This is a genomic window from Pseudomonas sp. HN8-3 (assembly GCF_020790195.1).
Taxonomy (GTDB): domain Bacteria; phylum Pseudomonadota; class Gammaproteobacteria; order Pseudomonadales; family Pseudomonadaceae; genus Aquipseudomonas; species Aquipseudomonas synxantha_A.
This window is the reverse complement of the sequence record NZ_CP086206.1, coordinates 1356010-1375721: the sequence shown is the minus strand read 5'-3', so window position 1 is coordinate 1375721 and position 19712 is coordinate 1356010. Positions and strand designations below refer to the sequence as shown.

Here is a 19712-nt window from a genome sequence, read left to right as displayed (position 1 = left end):
CAATGAAATACCTAAAGGATATTGGAGTAATCCGCCTCGATCCGATCCAGGCTCAAGTGGTTGAGGAAGTTGGAAAAACACATCCACGCCGCCAGCGCGTTCATATCGCGAAACTGCTCCGGCAGGTACTTGGGCGGTACCACCAGCCCCTCGTCTACCAGTTGGCGCAGGGTACGCATGTCTTCCAGGGTGGTCTTGCCACAGAACAGCAGCGGCACTTGTTCCAACTTGCCTTTGCGCACGGCGAGCTGGATGTAGTTGTAGACCATGATAAAGCCCTTGAGGTAGGACAAATCCTTGGTAAACGGCAGACCGGTCGGCACTGAACCACGGAACACCCGGCTGGCGTTGCCATAGCTTTCGGCCATTTCAAAGCCTTGCTCACGGAAGAACTCGAACACCTGCAGGAAGTCGGCGCCCTCCTCCACCATATGGATGGCGCGGGTACGGTTGGTCAATTTACGCAAGCGGCTGGGATAGGAGGCAAACGTGATGATTTCCATCAGGATCGCCAGGCCCTCCTGGGTCACGGTGGACGACGGCGGACCCTTGGACAGGAACGTGCAGATTGGCTGGTTCTGGCCATTGAGCGTGGTGCCCACATGCACCAGCCCTTCATGCACTTCCAGGGCGCGCACGTCGCGGTCGTTGAACATCGCGTCGGCGCGGATCTTGATATAGTCGGCGCCCGCCGCCGCATCCGCGACGATACCGTCGGACTCGAACACGCGGATGGTCTCTTCTGCCTCGCCAAACACTTTGTTCAGACGCGTTTGCAGCAGGCTCACCGCATCCTTGGCGGTGAGGGTCTTGGCTTCGTCCTTCAGATCGCCCCGGCCATCGATATTGTTCAGGTAGTCCGACAGCATCAGCCCCAGGTCTGCCAGGGTCGGGTCGCCGGCGTGGAACGCATCGGAGGCAGCGCCGTACAGTTCCTGGGATATCAGGCCAAAGTCCTCGGTGCCGCGCGCTTCAAGCATACGCACCACCATGCGGTATTCGCGGCACATGCGCCGCATGATCTGCCCCACCGGGCTGAACTGGCCCAGGCGGCGGGTGATGTCGCGCTCGATGTTCTGGAACTCCAGCTTCACCGCACTGGAATCGAAAGACAGGGGCCGGTTCAGGTAGTAATCGCGGTCCACGGCAGGCATGGCTTTGCCCTTGGCCTTGAGGAATCCCTGGCGGATGTTCTCGTCCCACTTTACTGCGTCGAGAACCCGGATCGGTGTCTGCGCCAGCACAATGCGATCGGACAAGCTGCGTATCGTCTGCTGGTAATCGTCCACCCGGTGTTTTCCTCTTTAAACGTTGAGCGTTGTCAGGCTTTGCTCGAATGCTGTCAGACCGAGGCCAATACCAGGTGCATGTAACGCTTGAGGATTTCAAGCATCTCTTCACCGGTCAGAGGCTCTGCGCCGCCCAACAGGCCCTGATATTCCATCCGACTGATGATAGCCGTCAACACCTTGGCATCCTGCTGCGGCTCACGGGAGCCCAACACTTGAAAAAACTGCCCGGTGCCCTGCAACAGAATCTGTTGATGGGAGCGCACCAGTTCAGCCAGTCGCGGGTTCAGCAGGGCCTCCTGTCGAAACGCCTGCTCGGCCATCAGGTATTCGCGGCGGTTGGTCAGTTGGCGCAGCACGTAATCGGCGGTCAGCCGGGCAATGTCATCGGCCAGTTGCGCGCGCGACTGCGGGCTGCCATCGCCATAGGCAACCATCTCGCGCAACAAGCCCTCGTTACGCACCCACAGTTTGCCCATGAAGGCCGCGCTGCGCTCGACGTATTGGGCGAAGGTGTCGGTGAGCAGGTCATCGATATCCTTGAAATAGTAGGTGGTGGCCGACAACGGCACACCCGCCTCCGCCGCGACGGCTCGATGGCGTACGGCACGCACCCCTTCGCGCACCACGATGCGCATGGCCGCATCGAGAATGTCCTGGCGGCGTTGTTCGCTGCCGCGGCGGCTGGCCTTGCGGCCCTGGTACTGAACGCTTTCAGCCACGGCAGCAGCAATGCCGGCGGCACCTTCTTGAGCCATTACGCGGTTCACCACACTTCTTCCTTTAAAAGTGACACTGGAATACGCCACATAAAAAAGCCGCCTTATAAAAGGCGGCTTCGGATTTCGCAACGGTTACGCTTGTGGCCGCATGTGCGGGAACAGGATCACATCGCGGATCGATGGCGAGTTGGTCAACAACATCACCAGCCGGTCGATGCCGATGCCTTCACCGGCAGTCGGCGGCATGCCGTACTCCAGGGCACGTACGAAGTCGGCGTCGTAGTGCATGGCTTCGTCATCACCGGCGTCCTTGTCGGCCACCTGAGCCATGAAGCGCTCGGCCTGATCTTCCGCGTCGTTAAGCTCGGAGTAGGCGTTGGCGATTTCGCGGCCGCCGATGAACAGTTCGAAACGGTCAGTGACGTTCGGGTTGTCGTCGTTGCGACGCGCCAGCGGCGACACTTCGAACGGGTACTGGGTAATGAAGTGTGGCTGCTCCAGCTTGTGCTCGACCAGCTCTTCGAAAATCATCACCTGCAATTTGCCCAGGCCTTCAAAGCCCAACACCTTGGCGCCGGCTTTCTTGGCGATGGCGCGAGCCTTGTCGATGTCGTTCAGATCGTCAGCGGTCAGCTCAGGGTTGTACTTGAGGATCGAGTCGAACACCGACAGACGCACGAACGGCTCGCCGAAGTGGAACACCTTGTCGCCGTACGGCACGTCGGTAGTCCCCAGAACAAGCTGCGCCAGTTCACGGAACAGTTCTTCGGTCAGGTCCATGTTGTCTTCGTAGTCGGCGTAGGCCTGGTAGAACTCCAACATGGTGAATTCAGGGTTGTGACGGGTCGAGACGCCTTCGTTACGGAAGTTGCGGTTGATCTCGAACACCTTCTCAAACCCGCCGACCACCAGACGCTTGAGGTACAGCTCCGGCGCGATACGCAGGAACATTTCCATGTCCAGCGCGTTGTGGTGGGTTTCAAATGGCTTGGCTGCGGCACCACCGGGGATGGTTTGCAGCATCGGCGTTTCCACTTCCAGGAAGTCACGCTGCATCAGGAAGCTGCGGATGTGGGCAATGACTTGCGAACGCACACGGAAGGTCTGGCGCACGTCTTCGTTGACGATCAGGTCAACGTAACGCTGGCGATAGCGCTGCTCGGTGTCGGTCAGGCCGTGGTGCTTGTCCGGCAGAGGGCGCAAGGACTTGGTCAGCAGGCGCACGCTGGTCATTTCGACGTACAGGTCGCCCTTGCCGGAACGGGCCAGGGTGCCTTCTGCGGCGATGATGTCACCCATGTCCCAGGTTTTCACCGAGGCCAGGGTTTCTTCCGAGAGGGTTTTACGGTTGACGTAAACCTGGATACGCCCGGTCATGTCCTGAATCACCATGAACGAGCCACGGTTGAGCATGATGCGACCTGCCACCTTGACCGGGATCGCCGCTTCTGCCAGCTCTTCCTTGGTCTTGTCCGCGTACTGTTTCTGCAAGGCATCGCAGTAGTTGTCGCGGCGGAAGTCGTTGGGGAAGGCGTTACCCTTGGCGCGCTCGGCAGCAAGCTTTTCCTTGCGCAGGGCGATCAGGGAGTTTTCTTCCTGTTGCAGGGCTTGCGGGTCGAGTTGTTGGTCGCTCATGTCTTTTGAAATTCCATCACAGGTACGTTTTCCCCAGCCTTCGGCTGGGGATCGCGAGCAAGCTCGCTCCTACAGGGGTGTTACAGGCCGGATTTCAGGCTGGCTTCCAGGTATTCGTCGATATCACCGTCGAGTACCTTGTCACAGTCGCTGCGTTCGATGTTGGTGCGCAGATCCTTGATCCGCGACGCATCGAGTACATACGAACGGATCTGGTGACCCCAGCCGATATCCGACTTGGTGTCTTCCAGCGCCTGGGAAGCGGCGTTGCGCTTCTGCATTTCCTGCTCGTACAACTTGGCCCGCAGCATTTTCATGGCGGTATCCTTGTTGGCGTGCTGGGAACGTTCGTTCTGGCAACTGACCACGGTGTTGGTCGGTACGTGGGTAATACGTACGGCCGAGTCAGTGGTGTTTACGTGCTGACCACCGGCACCGGAGGAACGGTAGGTGTCGATGCGCAGGTCGGCTGGGTTGATCTCGATTTCCACCTTGTCGTCGATCTCTGGCGAGACGAAAACGGCGGAGAACGAAGTGTGACGACGGTTGCCGGAGTCGAACGGGCTCTTGCGCACCAGGCGGTGCACACCGATTTCGGTACGCAGCCAGCCAAAGGCGTATTCACCCTTGATATGCACGGTCGCGCCCTTGATACCGGCGACTTCACCGGCGGACAGTTCCATGATGGTCGCGTCGAAACCGCGCTTGTCGGCCCAGCGCAGGTACATGCGCAGCAGGATGTTGGCCCAGTCCTGGGCCTCGGTGCCGCCGGAACCGGCCTGGATGTCCAGGTAGGCGTTGTTCGGGTCCATTTCATGGCTGAACATGCGGCGGAATTCGAGCTTGGCGAGGTTTTCCTCGAGACGGGCCAGCTCGGCGACGACATCGCCCACTGCGCCTTCATCATTTTCTTCGACAGCCATGTCCAGCAGGTCACGGCAATCGGCCAGACCGGTGTTCAGCTCGTCGAGGGTGTCGACGATCTGCGCCAGCGCAGCGCGCTCGCGCCCCAGTTCCTGGGCGTATTCAGGTTTGTTCCAGACACTCGGATCTTCAAGCTCGCGGTTGACCTCGGTCAGACGCTCATGCTTTTGATCGTAGTCAAAGATACCCCCGAATAGTTTCGGAGCGCTCGGACAGGTCCTTGATGGTGTTAAGGATCGGGTTGATTTCCATGGCGGGCAGCACTCGTTGGCGAACTTTTGAAAGCCGGCGAGTATAACGGCAAACGGCTGGGAACGGCAGCCCGCTTGGCCGATTCTGCCAAGGCGGCGCTTCCTCTCCTCACGCTAGCTTCGCTAACAGATGCGCGACCACCAAAGCGTTTCCTGCGGGAGGGCGATACCCCGCGTTAGAAAAACCACACCTACTACTCGCTCAAAAATGACCGTTCATCTGTTTATACAAATAATCTGAACATCAAAATCAGAGCCCGCCTAAAAGAGCACAATCCAACCCACCCTAACAAAAACAAACAATTAGGTTTCTAGCCAAATCGCCCCAAGACTCAAGTCACAAATATACAAGAATATAAATACATCAGTTTCAGACCCGTCTTACAAATACTCCTACAGACATAAAATCAAATCAAAACGCCATCAGTTTTTTACTCCTTCCCGCTCAAATAAGTTCGATCAAAGCGACTGAGCTTTTTTCAGGACGTACAAACTTTCAAACTCGATCACTCTCATAAAAACGGAGAGACCCTATGGCCCAGCAAGGGTGGCAACCAGGACAACCTTTAGAACTCAAGCCCACGATAATTACCGCCGGGAGACGAAACACTTATTGGGGTGGTGAAGGCGGAGGCTAAGCAGGAAGTGGAGATGGCTGGGGCCTTCAAGAAGGGCCTCGTCGAGGTGAAGGAGACCGTAGCCGCTTCAAGCAGTTTGACTTCCCTAGCACCACCGCTGATTTCATTGGAGAGCAACAGTACAATCAATCCTTGATTGACGCAGAGTACAGCGCACGGTTCGCAACGCTAACGACTGAAACTGAACGCGAACTCGCAGAGAAACAGCAAGCCGCGAAAGCTTCACAGCCTCTCACAGAGACAGCCTCAGCCATTCTCGATCAAAAAATCGCACTTGAAATCATCGACGCAAAAAAAACCAAATACACCAATACTGCGCCACTCATCTATGGGCTCTATGATCAAAGCCCTTTTTATCTGATGGAAAACTTAACCTATACAAAACTACGTGAAACGCTTGCATCCTCTGACCCGATAAAAAATTTGGGCGATACGTACACACTTTACGACAACGTTTGGAGAGCCGCGCAAGAACTCAAGGCTCTCTCGCTCTCCATAGACATTCTGGCTAAAAAACTTTCAGGGTTGGCAAAGGCCCGGCAAACGCTGGAGGCCAATTTAGCCGAACATGATCCTGGCTGGGCAAATTTACACAATGAGTATCTGAAGGCCATTGCCGATGAGTTGGAAATTCAGGTGCAGTTGCTGCCGGAATATTTGCAGGTGGAACTCGCCTCTCTTGCCGGTTCTGTCGTTGGATTGACACCCGACCAGACCCTCATGCTTTACAAAAACACGCTGGACAAAATGATCGAAGAAACGATGGCTGCGATCAAACCTATTGACCCACCGTTAGCCATAAACCGGAACGGGTTGATGATTTACTATCCCGCAGCCAACCCACGGGTTACACCGCCACTGAGCAAACCCGAGCTTGAGGGACTGAAACAGCTTATTTATCTGCAGCAGAACACCGCTCTTGGGGTGAGATGGCTCAGCCACCATGATTTTGTGCTGAAGTCAGAGTCCGCGCGGTTTCTTGCCAACGCCTCCAATGCAATCAGCGACCTCGCAGGACGTGCGCAGCAGGTAGCCACGGCCCAGGCGCGTATTGAAGCGGTACGAGTAACCAATACCTATCGACTGTCGGGCACCGCTGCTGCGACTCAAGCGATAGTCATGACCTCAGTCGGGACTATCGCTACAGCAGAAGGCATTACCATCACGCTGCAAGCTGCTATTCGGTCAGCAGTGGCCGCATTGACGGAGTTGGTCGCAAGTACCGCGAGTGGCTTAATGGTCGGTGTTTCAGCGTTGGTCTATTCCCCCAAACTCGCAAATGGAGAACTTCCAGAGCGTTATGCGCTTGGTACACCGATCTCAACCTTGGTACCAGACCTCAACGAGTCGACGATAACCTCGGCAGTCAACGGCACAATCGACCTGCCGGTTCGAATGAGTTCGAAGACGGCTACCGATGGGCGGTCAGAAGTATTCGTGGTCACTGCCGACGGTACAAGCGTGCCTTCCAAGGTCAAGGTGGTTGCTGCGACCTATGATCCTGGGCAGAAGGTATACACCGTCACGACAAGTGACATTCCACCAAGAACGTTGATCTGGACACCTATCGTTGCCCCTGGGGATAGCTCAACAACGCTGCCCGTTGATCAACCTGAACCGCCTGTCTATGCGGGAGCTACCGTAACTCCCGCTGAAGGAAGGATTGACAGTTTTCCGGCCGCTGCTGAGGCGGGATTTGACGACTTCATCACTGTCTTCCCGGTCAACTCTGGCTTACCTCCCATCTATGTGTTTTTCAGGGATCGACGGGAAGACCTAGGAGTTGTGACAGGCAACGGGCAATCTATAACCGGCTCCTGGCTAGGAGCGGCCTCACAAGGGGAAGGCTCCCCTATACCTTCGCAAATTGCCGACAAGCTTAAAGGTCAGGAGTTTAAAAACTTCAGAGCATTTCGCGAAGCCTTCTGGAAATCTATTGCGAACGACTCGGAACTGGCGAATCAGTTCAACCGTCAAAACCTACAAAGAATACTTAACGGCAAAGCCCCATATACAAGCGAATTAGAGCATGCAGGAAAATCTGGTAAATTCGAGCTCCACCATAAGATATTCATCTCCAAAGGCGGAGACGTTTTCGACATAGACAACATCTACATAGTCACGCCAAAACTCCACAAACAAATTCATGGTAAAGGTAATTAGGATGAAAACTTCAATTTCCGAGTACACAGAAACCGAATTTTTAAACTTCGTAATCTCTCTTTGTGACGCGAGTGCTCGTACTGAGGAAGAAGATGACGAAATGCTATTAGAGTTCACGCGTCTTACAGAACATCCTGACGGATCAGATCTCGTCTATTATCCGAGAGATGACAGAGAAGACAGCCCTGAAGGCATCGTAAAAGAAGTCAAAGAATGGCGCGCCGCTAATGGTAAGCCTGGCTTTAAAGAGGGGTAACGCCCCGGCAAACTCCGTCATCGGCTAGGCATTGATGGCGGAGTTCTTGTTTCAACCTTTCTTCATTCGCACTCAACTCACAAGCTTTGAAATTCCAGGTGTAGGATGGGCATAAATTCCTCACCTGGAGTTACGCTGGTCCCAACTCACTCAATCCCCACCTGATTGCGCCCATTATGCTTGGCCGTATACAGCCCCTTGTCCGCCGCCATGATCAACTGCCGGCAGTCCGTGCCCTGCACCGGCGTCAAGGTCGACAGGCCAATGCTGATGGTCAGGCTCGCCCCTTCTGCCGGGGCAATGTGCGGGATTTTCAGGGCCGCCACCGCCATACGCAGTTTTTCTGCCACCAGGCGCGCACCGCCCGGCGAGGTGTTGGGCAGGACCAGGGCAAATTCTTCTCCGCCGTAGCGCGCCGGCAAGTCCGAAGGGCGGCTGCTGGCGTCGCGGATAGCGGCGGCGACTTTGCGCAAGGCTTCATCGCCTTCGACGTGGCCGAAGCTGTCGTTGTAGGTCTTGAAGAAGTCCACGTCGATCATCAGCAGCGACAGTTGGGTCTGGTCGCGCATGGCGCGGCGCCACTCCAGTTCCAGGTATTCGTCGAAGTGGCGGCGGTTGGACAGCCCGGTCAGGCCGTCGGAGTTCATCAGGCGTTGCAGCACCAGGTTGGTATCCAGCAACTGTTGCTGGCTGACCCGTAGCGCACGGTAGGCCGCGTCGCGCTGCAACAGGGTCATGTAGGACCGCGAGTGATAGCGGATACGCGCCACCAGCTCGATGTTGTCGGGCAGCTTGACCAGGTAATCGTTGGCGCCGGCCGCAAAGGCCGCACTCTTGATCAGCGGGTCTTCCTTGGTGGACAGCACGATGATCGGGATATTCGCGGTCGCCGGGTGATTGCGGTATTCACGCACCAAGGTCAGGCCGTCGAGGCCGGGCATTACCAGGTCCTGCAGGATCACCGTCGGCTTGATGCGGATCGCCTGGGCAATCGCCTGGTGCGGGTCGGCGCAAAAGTGGAAGTCGATGTTTTCTTCATGGGCCAGGCCGCGCCGCACGGCTTCGCCGATCATGGCCTGATCGTCGACCAGCAGCACCATGGCGGCGTTCTCATCGGTCTTGAAGTCGTCGAGTTGTAAATCATTCATGTGCAGTCACCTGAATTACTACCTGCAAGCCAGCACGGCGGGAGATTTTCGATCATTTTGCAAAGACCTCCAGCAATCGGGGCGCAATTCTATCCAGTGGGCGAATTTCAACAGCAGCATCAATCGCCGCCGCCGCTTTGGGCATGCCGTACACCGCCGAGCTCTGCTGATCCTGGGCGATGGTCAAATATCCTTGTTCGCGCATCAGCTTGAGGCCTTGAGCCCCGTCGCGCCCCATGCCGGTCAGTAGTACGCCGACGGCGTCACCGGTCCAGTAACTGGCGACGCTTTCGAAAAACACGTCGATGGAGGGCCGGTAAATCTCGTTCACCGGCTCTGCGGTATAGGCTAGCGTGCCATTTTTCAACAAGCGAATATGGTGGTTGGTGCCGGCCAGCAATACCACGCCGGCCTGGGGCGGCTCGCCCTCACAGGCCAGGCGCACGGGCAGGCCGGAGGCGCTGCTCAGCCACTCGGCCATGCCGGCGGCGAAGACCTGGTCCACATGCTGCACCAGCACGATGGCGGCGGGAAAATCCCGCGGCAAGCCCTTGAGCAGAACCTCGAGGGCCGCCGGCCCACCCGCTGAAGAACCAATGGCCACTAGCCGTTGACGCTTGCCGGTGACCCGTTGCGGTGGAGGTTCGGCACGCACGCGCGTGCCGCGCTGGCCGATCAACCAACCGATATTGAGGATCTTGCGCAATAGCGGTGCCGCCGCATCCTTGGGGTTGCCTACGCCCAGCGCCGGGGTATCCACCACATCCAGCGCTCCGTGGCCCATGGCTTCGAATACGCGGCTGACGTTGGCCTGGCGGTCGACAGTAACGATCACGATAGGGCAAGGCGTGTCGGCCATGATCTGCCGGGTAGCCTCCACCCCATCCATTACCGGCATTATCAGGTCCATCAGGATCAGGTCCGGGGTCAACTCGGCACAGCGCCGCACCGCTTCAAGGCCATTGCTGGCCACCCACACCACCTCGTGGGCGGGCTCAAAGCTCAAGGCGCGGCGCAAGGCCTCTATCGCCAGGGGCATATCATTGACGATCGCAATCCTCATGCCCGGGCGCCTCCAATCAGTTCAACCACGGCGTCGAGCAAGGCGTCGTCATGGAAACTGGCTTTGGCTAAATAATAGTCGGCGCCCGCGTCGAGTCCACGACGTCGGTCTTCTTCACGATCCTTGTAGGAAACCACCATCACCGGCAACGATTGCAGGCGACTGTCACGACGCAAAAGTGTGACCAATTCAATACCGTCCATGCGAGGCATATCAATATCAGTGATAAGCAGGTCGAAGTCCTCGGAGCGCAATGCGTTCCAGCCATCCATGCCATCGACCGCAACAGCGACTTCATAACCACGATTGAGTAATAATTTGCGTTGCAGCTCGCGTACGGTCAGCGAGTCGTCTACCACCAGCACGCGCTTGCGCGGTGCTTCGGTGGCCTGCTGGCTGCGCCGGGCGATACGTTCCAGGCGGCCGGTGTTGAGCAATTTATCCACCGAACGCAACATGTCTTCGACATCGACGATCAACACCACCGAGCCGTCATCGAGCAAGGCCCCTGCGGAAATATCCTGGACCTTGCCCAGACGATCATCCAGCGGCAACACCACCAGGGTGCGTTCACCGATAAAGCGCTCCACGGCAATCCCGTACACGGCATCGCGCTCGCGGATCACCACGACTTTCAGGGTTTGCGAAGGACTCTGCCCCGGTGGGCGCTGCAGCAACTGGCTGGCGGCAACCAGGCCCACATGCCGGCCCTCGTGCCAGAAATGCTGGCGGCCTTCCAGTTGCACAATTTCGTCGGGAGCCAGGTCACACATGCGTTCAATGTGGGCCAGGGGGAAGGCATAGGCTTCTTCGCCCACGTCCACCACCAGGCTGCGCACCACCGACAAGGTCAACGGCACTTCCAGATGGAAGCGACTGCCCTGCCCCGCCGTCTGCTCCAGTACCACCGCGCCACGCAGTTGGCGAACCATGTGCTGCACCGCATCCAGGCCAACGCCACGACCGGACACCTCGGTGACCTTGTCGCGCAAGCTGAACCCCGGCAGGAACAGGAACGTCAGCAATTCCTCTTCGCTCAGGCGCAGGGCAGTTTCCACCGGCGACAGATTACGTTCGACAATGGTGCCGCGCAGCCGCTCCAGGTCGACACCGTTGCCGTCGTCGCTCAATTCCAGTACCAGCAACCCGGCTTGATGGGACGCACGCAGGCGGATCAGGCCTTCCGCCGGTTTGCCTGCCAGCAGCCGCTGCTCGGGCGTTTCGATGCCGTGGTCGACAGCATTGCGCAGTAAATGAGTGAGCGGTGCTTCAAGTTTTTCCAGGACGTCTCGATCGACCTGGGTCTTTTCGCCTTCGATTTCCAGGCGCACTTGCTTGCCCAGGCTGCGACCGAGGTCACGCACCATGCGCACCTGCCCCGCCAGCACGTCGGCAAACGGTCGCATGCGGCAGGCCAGCGCGGTGTCGTATAGCACCTGGGCGCGCTGGCCTGCCTGCCAGGCGTACTCGTCAAGTTCCGCGTTTTTATCCGCCAGCAGTGCCTGAGCTTCGCTCAACAAGCGGCGGGTATCGGCCAGGGCTTCCTGAGTCTCAAGATTCAAATCCAGGTGCTTGAGGTGACCGTCCAGGGTATCGAGGGCGCGCAGGCTGTTGCTTTGAATGCGCTTGAGGCGTTGCATACTGGCCAGGTGAGGCTTGAGCCGCTGGGTTTCCACCAGGGACTTGCTCGACAGGTCCAACAGGCTGTTCAAGCGCTCGGCGGTGACCCGCAGCACGCGCTCGCCACCCTCGGTGATGCGCTTGTTCTGACGCGGTGGCTCACTGCTGACGGGCGGTGCAACCTCTGGCTCTTGCGGCAATGCTTCAACGATAGGCGCCGGAGCAGGCTCGGGCTCAGCTTTTGGCGCAGGCGTAGCGGGTGGCTGCGCCGGGTCAAGCAGACGCTCCATCAACGCCACGTACGCCTGGATATCCAACGGCCCCACGCTGTTGCCTGGCGTGGCGATACGCATCAGCAGGTCAGTGCCTTGCAACAACGCATCGATATGTTCCGGTTGCAGGTACAGACGACCTTCCTGGGCGCTGACCAGGCAGTCCTCCATGACGTGGGCCACGCTGACCCCGGCATCCACGCCAACAATCCGCGCCGCTCCCTTGAGCGAATGTGCGGCGCGCATACAGGCTTCAAGTTGATCCGCCTGGGTTGGGTTGCGCTCCAGGGCCAGCAGGCCGGCGCTCAAGACCTGGGTTTGCGCATCGGCCTCCAGGCTGAACAGCTCCAACAGCGAGGCATCACGCATCTGATCGGGGGTCATGCGAGGCTCCGGGTCACGGCGGACAACAATTGCGTTTCGTCCAGCCAGCGCAGGCTGCGGCCTTTGAACTGCAACACACCTTGGGTATAGCGTGCGCTGGCCTGGGTACCGGAGGCCGAAGCCGCGTTCAAGGTGCGCTCATCGATGGCATGAATGCCATCCACCTCATCCACCGGCACGACGATCGGACCGTCCTGGGCGGCAATGATCAACATGCGCGGCATGATCCGCCCGCCACTGGGCACGCTGCTGGTGCTGTCCAGGCCCAGCAGTTCCACCAGCGACAGGCATGCCACCAGCGCACCCCGCACGTTGGCCACTCCCAGCAGCGCACGGGAACGCTGGTGCGGCAAGGAGTGGATCGGTTGCAATGGCGCCACTTCCACCAGGCAGCGGGTGGCGATACCGAGCCATTCTTCACCGAGGCGGAACATCAACAGCGAACGGGTGACCACCTCGCTACCCGCTTCGGCGGCGGCCTGCGGGCGCTGATCATCCTGCTGCAGGGCGTAGCGGTCGAGCAGGCGCGTGGCGGCGGCGGAATACACCGAGCAGTTGCGGCAGTGAATATGCTCGTCCAGCAGTGGGCAGGACCTGTCGCCATGAATGCCGATACGGTTCCAGCAGTCATCGATGGCTTGGGTATCGGTCAGCGTCAGGTCCAGGCCTGCGGTGTCGAGCGCGTCAGGGCTGTTCATCGTTCGGACTCACTGTGTGCTCGCTCGCTACGGGCGGCGCGGGCCTGTAGCCGGCGCGCTCCCGCACTGTCGCCCTGGGATTCGAGCAACGCGGCCAGATGCATCAAGGCCTGCGAATGCTGCGGTTCCAGGTACAAGGCTTTTCGGTAATACCCCTGGGCTTCCAAGGCGCTGCCGGCAACATCGCTGAGCAACCCCAACCAGTAGAACACCTGGGCAACCGGCGGGTGGCTGCTTAAATAACGCTCACAGGCGGCCCGGGCCTCGGCACTTTTGCCTTCATTGGCCAGGGTCGCGATCTGGCCGAGCAAATCCCCTGCGTCGGTGTGGGGCACCTTGACCGGCGGCACCTGAGTGCTGACCGTGCTGAACGGACGCGGCTTGAGTGGTATCGGTGCTGCACTGCGCTGCGGTGCTGGCGCAGGCATCGGCACGAATACCGGCGGCGGGGTCTGCTCTATGTGTCGACTGAAGGCAAAGGATTGCGGCACGCCAATCGAACGCATGCCATGGCGCCCCAGCAGGCTGCCCTCGGCCGGGCCGATAAACAGCACACCGTCCACATGAGTCAGTTCCTTGAGCACATCAAAGACTTGCTTCTGGGTCGGCTGGTCGAAGTAGATCAATAGGTTGCGGCAGAACACAAAATCGTAGGTCGGCTCGTTGGCCAGCAGTGTCGGGTCGAGCAAGTTGCCCACTTGCAGACGCACTTGCTCGCGCACCCGGTCGGCGATGCGGTAACCGCCCGTTTCTTCTGTGAAGTGGCGGTCGCGAAATTCGAGATCGGCCCCGCGAAACGAGTTCTTGCCGTACACACCGCGCCGGGCACGTTCCACCGACAGCGGGCTGACGTCCATCCCCTGAACCTTGAACTGATGGGGCGCCAGGCCCGCATCCAACAAGGCCATGGCAATCGAATAGGGCTCTTCGCCAGTCGAACACGGCAGGCTGAGGATGCGCAGCGCGCGCATCTGCTTGATCTCGGCCAGGCGCAGCAGGGCCAGGCGAGCCAAGGTCGCGAAGGATTCGGGATAGCGGAAAAACCAGGTCTCGGGAACGATCACCGCTTCGATCAGTGCCTGCTGCTCGTCGTGGGAATGTTGCAGGAGCTGCCAGTAGGCCTCCGTCGACTGCGCCTGGGAGGCTTGGCAGCGCTGGCGCACCGCACGCTCGATGATCGCCTCGCCCACCGAGGCAACGTCCAGGCCGATGCGTTCTTTCAAGAACGCCGAAAAACGCGGGTCACTGCTCATAGGCTTAACTCGGCGCAAAACAGCAAGGCGCGTACTTCAGCGCTCAGCAGTTCGGCAATGCCAATCCACTGCATCAAGCCCTGTGCATCCTCGCGTACCGGCCCCAGGTAGGGCGCCTGCTGGTTGTCCACGCCATAAGGCTGGAACTCGGCGGGGTCGCAACGCAGGGTATCGGTGGCCTGCTCCAGGATCAGCCCCAGCCCACGCGCTTCACTCCAGGGTTGCGGCTGGTAGTTGACCAGCACCAGCCGCGTGCTGGTGCGAGCCTGGGCCGGGGTGCCGAACGTCAGGGCACTGACATCGATTACCGGCACCAGCGCGCCGCGATGCGCAAAGATACCCGCCACCCACAGTGGTGCATGGGCGATGGGTTTGAGCGGCAGGCGCGGCAGCACCTCCGCCACTTCGGTGGCCTTTAGGGCAAAGCGTTCGTTGCCGATGCGAAACACCAGGAACAACGCCGTTTTCGCTGCCGGGACGGCGACGCGTTTAGCCGCGAGATCGCTCATCAGACTTTGAAACGCGACACGCCACTGCGCAGACCCACCGCGACCTGGCTCAGCTCATCAATGGCAAAGCTGGCCTGACGCAGGGATTCGACGGTCTGGCTGCTGGCATCGCCCAATTGCACCAGCGCGTGGTTGATCTGTTCGGCGCCGGTGGCCTGGGCCTGCATGCCTTCGTTGACCATCAACACCCGCGGCGCCAGGGCCTGTACCTGGTGGATGATCTGCGACAGTTGCTCGCCCACTTGCTGCACTTCGAACATACCCCGGCGGACTTCCTCGGAGAACTTGTCCATGCCCATCACGCCCGCCGACACCGCTGACTGGATCTCACGCACCATTTGCTCGATGTCGTAGGTTGCCACGGCAGTCTGGTCGGCCAGGCGGCGCACTTCGGTGGCCACCACGGCAAAGCCGCGACCGTACTCACCAGCTTTCTCCGCCTCGATGGCGGCATTGAGAGACAACAGGTTGGTCTGGTCAGCCACCTTGACGATGGTCACCACCACCTGGTTGATGTTGCCGGCCTTCTCATTGAGGATCGCCAGCTTGGCGTTGACCAGGTCGGCGGCGCCCATCACCGAGTGCATGGTCTCTTCCATGCGTGCCAGGCCCTGCTGGCCGGAACCGGCGGCCACCGAGGCCTGGTCGGCGGCGGTGGACACTTCGGTCATGGTACGCACCAGATCCTTGGACGTGGCCGCAATCTCGCGGGAGGTGGCGCCGATTTCCGTGGTGGTGGCTGCGGTTTCCGTGGCGGTGGCCTGTTGCTGCTTGGAGGTCGCGGCGATCTCGGTGACCGAGGTGGTGACCTGCACCGACGAACGCTGCGCCTGGGACACCAGGGCAGTCAGCTCGGTCATCATGTCGTTGAAGCCGGTTTCGACCGCGTTGAATTCGTCCTTGCGCTCCAGGTTCAGGCGCTTGCTCAGGTCGCCGGTACGCATGACTTCGAGGATCTGCACGATACGCTGCATCGGCGCCATGATCGCGCGCATCAGCAACAGGCCGCACAGCGCCGCGGCGAGAATCGCCAGCAGCAGCGAGACGCCCATGCTGACCTTTGCCGCTGCTACGGCATCATCGATGGCAGCGGTGGCATTGTCGGCGACCTGTTTGTTCTCATTGATGATGTCGTTGAGCTTCATGCGGCCTGCGGTCCAGGCGGGGGTCAGTTGCTCGTTGAACAGCCTCAGCGCCTCGGCCGGGTTGTTGCTCTGATGAGCCGCCAGGACCTGGGCAAGAATGGCGTTGTAGTTCTGGTGCAGTTTTTCGAAGGCATCGAATTCGGTGCGATCCTGGGTGATATTGATCGTGCCCGCGTAACTGGCCATGTGCTGCTCAAGCCGCGCTTCAAATGACTTGTAGTCCTGCTTGTCTTCATCGGAAATGCCCTGGTTTTCGTGGATCCCGACCAGTTCCTGGGTTTGCAGGTAGCTGTCGACCCAGGCACTGCGGATCATCGAACTGAAAAACACGCCGGGCACGGCGTCGTCGCGCACGGAGTTTTCGCTGGCTTCGATCTTGAGCAGGCGCGAATAGGAGAGCACCACCATCAGCAGCATGATGGCGATAATTACCGCAAAGCTCGCCAAAATCCTTTGGCGCAGGGTCCAGTTCTTCACAGTAATTCCTCGCAGGGGCATTCAAATGGAGGGGAGTATAGCTGAGCGGATGCTCGGGTTTATCAACGCTTTTGAGGGGGGATCCACAGAATGCGTAAGTGGGATGGGTGGTACGTGTGCCTAGGGAGATCCAACTGATGGGCCGCAGTTCAAATGTGGGAGGGGGGCTTGCTCCCGATGGCGGTCTTGTAGTCGACCGGGATCTTGGATCAGACCGAGTACATATCCATTGCTGCGGTAACGGTTGCTATTGGTTCCGCTTTTACAGCGGGTCACTTTTGGAAAAGAGCCCGGAATGCCGGCCCAGCCAAAAGTAACCAAAAGGGCTCTTGCCCCACCACTCGGCACCTCGCTTAGGCTCGGTGTGCCCGTAATCCGCCATGGATTTGGGAGGCCGCCGCCACGCGCCGTCCATGGCGCGGGGCGGCTAAACCGGCATCCCTGCCGGGTTACCCCCCAAATCCCTGTCGAATTCCGGCCAGCGTGGTTTGACGGGGCGCCTAAGATCAAGATCAAAAGCAGATCAAGAGCGGCTCGCTTCGCATCGTGGTTAGCAGGGCAGAGCTGCGTCGATAGCCTTACTTATGCGTTGAGCCGCACTTGCTTTTCCAACTCCAGCTTTAAGCCGGGTTCAAGTTTCAGTTGGCGGGCCAGTTCATCCAGGTAGGCTTTTTCCATGAAATTTTCCTCATCCACCAGCATTACGCTGGCGATGTACATTTCGGCGGCCATTTCCGGGGTGCTGGCGGCGCGGGCGACGTCTGCGGGATCCAGGGGCTTGTTGAGTTCGGCGTGCAGCCAGTGTTGCAGTTCCTGGTCGTTGTCCAGCTTGGTGAATTCGCCTTCGATCAACGCGCGCTCGCGCTCATCCACATGACCGTCTGCCTTTGCGGCGGCCACCAGTGCCTTGAGAATGCCCTGGCTGTGTTGTTCAACCTGGGCCGGAGGCAGGCGGTCGATGGTTTGTGGTTCGCCTTGGGGGGCGCTGGCTTGCTGGGCTTGCCAGTTGCCGTAGGCTTTATAGGCAATCACACCCAATGCGGCCAGGCCACCGTAGGTCAGGGCCTTGCCGCCGAATTTGCGCGCTTTTTTGTTGCCCAGCAGCAAGCCCATGGCTCCGGCCGCCAGGGCGCCGCCGCCGGCACCGCCGAGCATGCTGCCCAGCCCGCTACCGCCGAGTAAACCGCCAAGGGCGCTTTTGTCGTTGGATTTGCGTTGGCCGCCAGCCTTGTTTTGCAACATATCCTGGCCGGACTTGAGCAACTGATCGAGCAATCCGCGGGTATTCATTCGTAGCCTCCAGACACTTGGGTTCATAGGACCAATAGGCCCCCAGCGTAAGACGAAGTGCCAAAAAGCCGCGATCTAGAGTGCTTCCAGATGTAACGCGGGTATGCCAACCAGGAAACGTCTTGTTGCATATGCAAGGCCATCATCCCGCCATCAATCAATTTGCCTTGTTCATCGAACCGCTTAAGCTATCCGGCGTCTGTTTATTGTCCGTTGCGTTTGGCCGAAGGCATGTCCGAACCGTTATTTCTGATCCGCTACGTGCCAGGAACGGCGCGGGATTTGCTCACGACAGGTTGTCTCTATGCACCGCAGGAATTTGCTCAAAGCATCCATGGCCATTGCGGCTTACACCGGTTTGTCGGCCAGCGGCCTGCTGGCCGCGCAGGCTTGGGCCGGGAACCGTGCCGCCGACGGCGAGGCCGTGGCGTTCGATTTCGAAGCGCTCAAGGCGCAAGCCAAGCAACTGGCCACCCGTGGCTATCAAGACACTAAGCAGGTGCTGCCGCCAACCCTGGCCACCATGACCCCGCAGAATTTCAACGCCATTGGCTACGACGGTAACCATTCGTTGTGGAAAGAGTTGAACGGCCAACTGGACGTGCAATTCTTCCATGTCGGCATGGGCTTCAAGACGCCGGTGCGCATGCACAGTGTCGACCCCAAGACCCGCGAGGCTCGCGAAGTTCATTTCCGCCCTTCACTGTTCAACTATGAAAAAACCACGGTGGACACCCAGCAACTGACCGGCGACCTGGGTTTTTCCGGCTTCAAGCTGTTCAAGGCGCCGGAGCTGGACCGCCATGACGTGCTGTCGTTTCTCGGCGCCAGCTACTTTCGCGCGGTTGACTCCACCGGCCAATATGGCCTGTCGGCCCGCGGCCTGGCGATTGATACCTACGCGAAAAAACGCGAGGAATTCCCCGACTTCACGCAGTTCTGGTTCGAAACTCCGGACAAGAATGCCACCCGCTTTGTGGTCTACGCCCTGCTTGACTCGCCAAGCGCCACCGGCGCCTACCGCTTCGATATCGACTGCCAGGCCAACCAGGTGGTGATGGCAATCGACGCGCACATCAATGCACGCACTGCCATCGAACAATTGGGCATCGCCCCCATGACCAGCATGTTCAGCTGCGGCACCCATGAGCGGCGCATGTGCGACACCATCCACCCGCAAATCCACGATTCGGACCGCCTGGCCATGTGGCGCGGCAATGGCGAGTGGATCTGCCGCCCGCTGAACAACCCGGCCAAGCTGCAATTCAACGCGTTCGCCGACACCGACCCCAAAGGCTTCGGCCTTGTGCAGACCGACCATGAGTTCGCCAGCTACCAGGACACCGTCGACTGGTACAGCAAGCGCCCAAGCCTGTGGGTTGAACCGACCACCGCGTGGGGCGAAGGCTCGATCGACCTGCTGGAGATCCCCACCACCGGCGAAACCCTGGACAATATCGTCGCCTTCTGGACCCCGAAAAAGCCCGTAGCCGCGGGTGATTCGCTCAACTATGGCTACAAGTTGTACTGGAGCGCACTGCCACCGGTGAGCACGCCGCTGGCGCAGGTCGACGCGACCCGGTCAGGCATGGGTGGTTTTACCGAAGGCTGGGCACCCGGCGAGCATTACCCGAAGGTGTGGGCGCGGCGTTTCGCCGTAGACTTCAAAGGCGGCGGGCTGGATCGCCTGCCAGCGGGCACCGGCATCGAGCCGGTGGTGACCTGCTCCCATGGTGAGGTGAAGGATTTCAGCGTGCTGGTGCTGGATAACATCAAGGGCTATCGCATTCTGTTCGACTGGTACCCCACCAGCGACAGTGTGGAGCCGGTGGAGCTGCGCCTGTTTATTCGCACCCAAGACCGCACCCTGAGCGAAACCTGGCTGTATCAGTACTTCCCGCCCGCACCGGAGCAGCGCAAGTACACCTGAAATTAACCGCCTGATCATTCCCACGTCGCAGCGTGGGAATGATCG

At 59.3% G+C, this 19712-nt stretch carries 15 protein-coding genes; 3 read left to right on the top strand and 12 right to left on the bottom strand.

The window, feature by feature from the left end:
- Positions 1 to 11: 11 nt before the first annotated feature.
- The 4 genes from LJX92_RS06045 to prfB form a co-directional block, all read right to left on the bottom strand.
- On the bottom strand, positions 12 to 1289 hold the full coding sequence (locus LJX92_RS06045) for a flavohemoglobin expression-modulating QEGLA motif protein (RefSeq protein WP_005785511.1): 1278 nt from the start codon (positions 1287 to 1289) through the stop codon (positions 12 to 14).
- Positions 1290 to 1342: 53 nt separating this feature from the next.
- On the bottom strand, positions 1343 to 2059 hold the full coding sequence (locus LJX92_RS06040) for a TetR/AcrR family transcriptional regulator (protein ID WP_078820451.1): 717 nt from the start codon (positions 2057 to 2059) through the stop codon (positions 1343 to 1345).
- A gap of 84 nt (positions 2060 to 2143) precedes the next feature.
- Positions 2144 to 3646, bottom strand: coding sequence for a lysine--tRNA ligase (gene lysS, locus LJX92_RS06035; RefSeq protein ID WP_005785507.1), 1503 nt, complete (start codon positions 3644 to 3646; stop codon positions 2144 to 2146).
- An 80-nt stretch (positions 3647 to 3726) separates the two neighbouring features.
- Positions 3727 to 4822, bottom strand: a protein-coding gene (gene prfB / locus LJX92_RS06030) for a peptide chain release factor 2 (RefSeq protein WP_098465888.1) whose coding sequence is annotated in 2 segments (ribosomal slippage) — positions 3727 to 4749 and positions 4751 to 4822 — 1095 coding nt in all. Because the reading frame shifts where the segments join, the coding sequence is not laid out codon by codon here.
- A 769-nt stretch (positions 4823 to 5591) separates the two neighbouring features.
- Here prfB and LJX92_RS06025 point away from each other — a divergent pair.
- Entirely contained in the window at positions 5592 to 7622 is a 2031-nt protein-coding gene (locus LJX92_RS06025; RefSeq protein WP_228309416.1) for an S-type pyocin domain-containing protein, read from the top strand.
- A 1-nt stretch (position 7623) separates the two neighbouring features.
- Complete coding sequence (locus LJX92_RS06020) at positions 7624 to 7878, top strand: bacteriocin immunity protein (RefSeq protein WP_078820448.1); 255 nt, start codon at positions 7624 to 7626, stop codon at positions 7876 to 7878.
- Positions 7879 to 8024: 146 nt separating this feature from the next.
- Here LJX92_RS06020 and LJX92_RS06015 read toward each other — a convergent pair whose 3' ends face one another.
- From LJX92_RS06015 to LJX92_RS05980, 8 genes are all read right to left on the bottom strand, one after another.
- Positions 8025 to 9026 carry a response regulator gene (locus LJX92_RS06015; protein WP_032877485.1) on the bottom strand — a complete coding sequence of 334 codons (1002 nt, stop codon included), beginning with the start codon at positions 9024 to 9026 and terminating at the stop codon, positions 8025 to 8027.
- Between the two features lie 52 nt (positions 9027 to 9078).
- A complete protein-coding gene (locus LJX92_RS06010) occupies positions 9079 to 10089 on the bottom strand; it encodes a chemotaxis response regulator protein-glutamate methylesterase (RefSeq protein ID WP_078820447.1) in 1011 nt (336 codons plus the stop codon).
- Positions 10086 to 12365, bottom strand: a complete 2280-nt coding sequence (locus tag LJX92_RS06005) for a hybrid sensor histidine kinase/response regulator (RefSeq protein ID WP_103733436.1) — start codon at positions 12363 to 12365, stop codon at positions 10086 to 10088. The genes LJX92_RS06010 and LJX92_RS06005 overlap by 4 nt, the downstream gene beginning before the upstream one ends.
- Positions 12362 to 13063: a chemotaxis protein CheW gene (locus tag LJX92_RS06000; protein WP_032877488.1), complete on the bottom strand. Its 702-nt coding sequence runs from the start codon at positions 13061 to 13063 to the stop codon at positions 12362 to 12364. The genes LJX92_RS06005 and LJX92_RS06000 overlap by 4 nt, the downstream gene beginning before the upstream one ends.
- Entirely contained in the window at positions 13060 to 14316 is a 1257-nt protein-coding gene (locus tag LJX92_RS05995) for a CheR family methyltransferase (RefSeq protein WP_032877489.1), read from the bottom strand. Before LJX92_RS05995 ends, LJX92_RS06000 begins: the two co-directional genes overlap by 4 nt.
- Positions 14313 to 14825, bottom strand: coding sequence for a chemotaxis protein CheW (locus LJX92_RS05990; protein WP_005785488.1), 513 nt, complete (start codon positions 14823 to 14825; stop codon positions 14313 to 14315). Before LJX92_RS05990 ends, LJX92_RS05995 begins: the two co-directional genes overlap by 4 nt.
- Positions 14825 to 16447: a methyl-accepting chemotaxis protein gene (locus tag LJX92_RS05985; protein WP_032877491.1), complete on the bottom strand. Its 1623-nt coding sequence runs from the start codon at positions 16445 to 16447 to the stop codon at positions 14825 to 14827. The genes LJX92_RS05990 and LJX92_RS05985 overlap by 1 nt, the downstream gene beginning before the upstream one ends.
- 582 nt (positions 16448 to 17029) lie before the next feature.
- A complete protein-coding gene (locus LJX92_RS05980; RefSeq protein WP_223017657.1) occupies positions 17030 to 17737 on the bottom strand; it encodes a tellurite resistance TerB family protein in 708 nt (235 codons plus the stop codon).
- A gap of 304 nt (positions 17738 to 18041) precedes the next feature.
- Here LJX92_RS05980 and LJX92_RS05975 point away from each other — a divergent pair, with 304 nt between their 5' ends.
- A complete protein-coding gene (locus tag LJX92_RS05975) occupies positions 18042 to 19667 on the top strand; it encodes a glucan biosynthesis protein D (protein WP_032877493.1) in 1626 nt (541 codons plus the stop codon).
- Positions 19668 to 19712: the final 45 nt, after the last annotated feature.

Excerpts from the sequence above, each read along its gene's own strand:
- lysS (WP_005785507.1), bottom strand. The coding sequence starts at position 3,646 with ATGAGCGACCAACAACTCGACCCGCAAGCCCTGCAACAGGAAGAAAAC.
- LJX92_RS05990 (WP_005785488.1), bottom strand. The coding sequence starts at position 14,825 with ATGAGCGATCTCGCGGCTAAACGCGTCGCCGTCCCGGCAGCGAAAACG.
- LJX92_RS05995 (WP_032877489.1), bottom strand. The coding sequence starts at position 14,316 with ATGAGCAGTGACCCGCGTTTTTCGGCGTTCTTGAAAGAACGCATCGGC.
- LJX92_RS06020 (WP_078820448.1), top strand. The coding sequence starts at position 7,624 with ATGAAAACTTCAATTTCCGAGTACACAGAAACCGAATTTTTAAACTTC.
- LJX92_RS06015 (WP_032877485.1), bottom strand. The coding sequence starts at position 9,026 with ATGAATGATTTACAACTCGACGACTTCAAGACCGATGAGAACGCCGCC.
- LJX92_RS06005 (WP_103733436.1), bottom strand. The coding sequence starts at position 12,365 with ATGACCCCCGATCAGATGCGTGATGCCTCGCTGTTGGAGCTGTTCAGC.
- LJX92_RS06000 (WP_032877488.1), bottom strand. The coding sequence starts at position 13,063 with ATGAACAGCCCTGACGCGCTCGACACCGCAGGCCTGGACCTGACGCTG.
- LJX92_RS06010 (WP_078820447.1), bottom strand. The coding sequence starts at position 10,089 with ATGAGGATTGCGATCGTCAATGATATGCCCCTGGCGATAGAGGCCTTG.
- LJX92_RS05975 (WP_032877493.1), top strand. The coding sequence starts at position 18,042 with ATGCACCGCAGGAATTTGCTCAAAGCATCCATGGCCATTGCGGCTTAC.
- LJX92_RS05980 (WP_223017657.1), bottom strand. The coding sequence starts at position 17,737 with ATGAATACCCGCGGATTGCTCGATCAGTTGCTCAAGTCCGGCCAGGAT.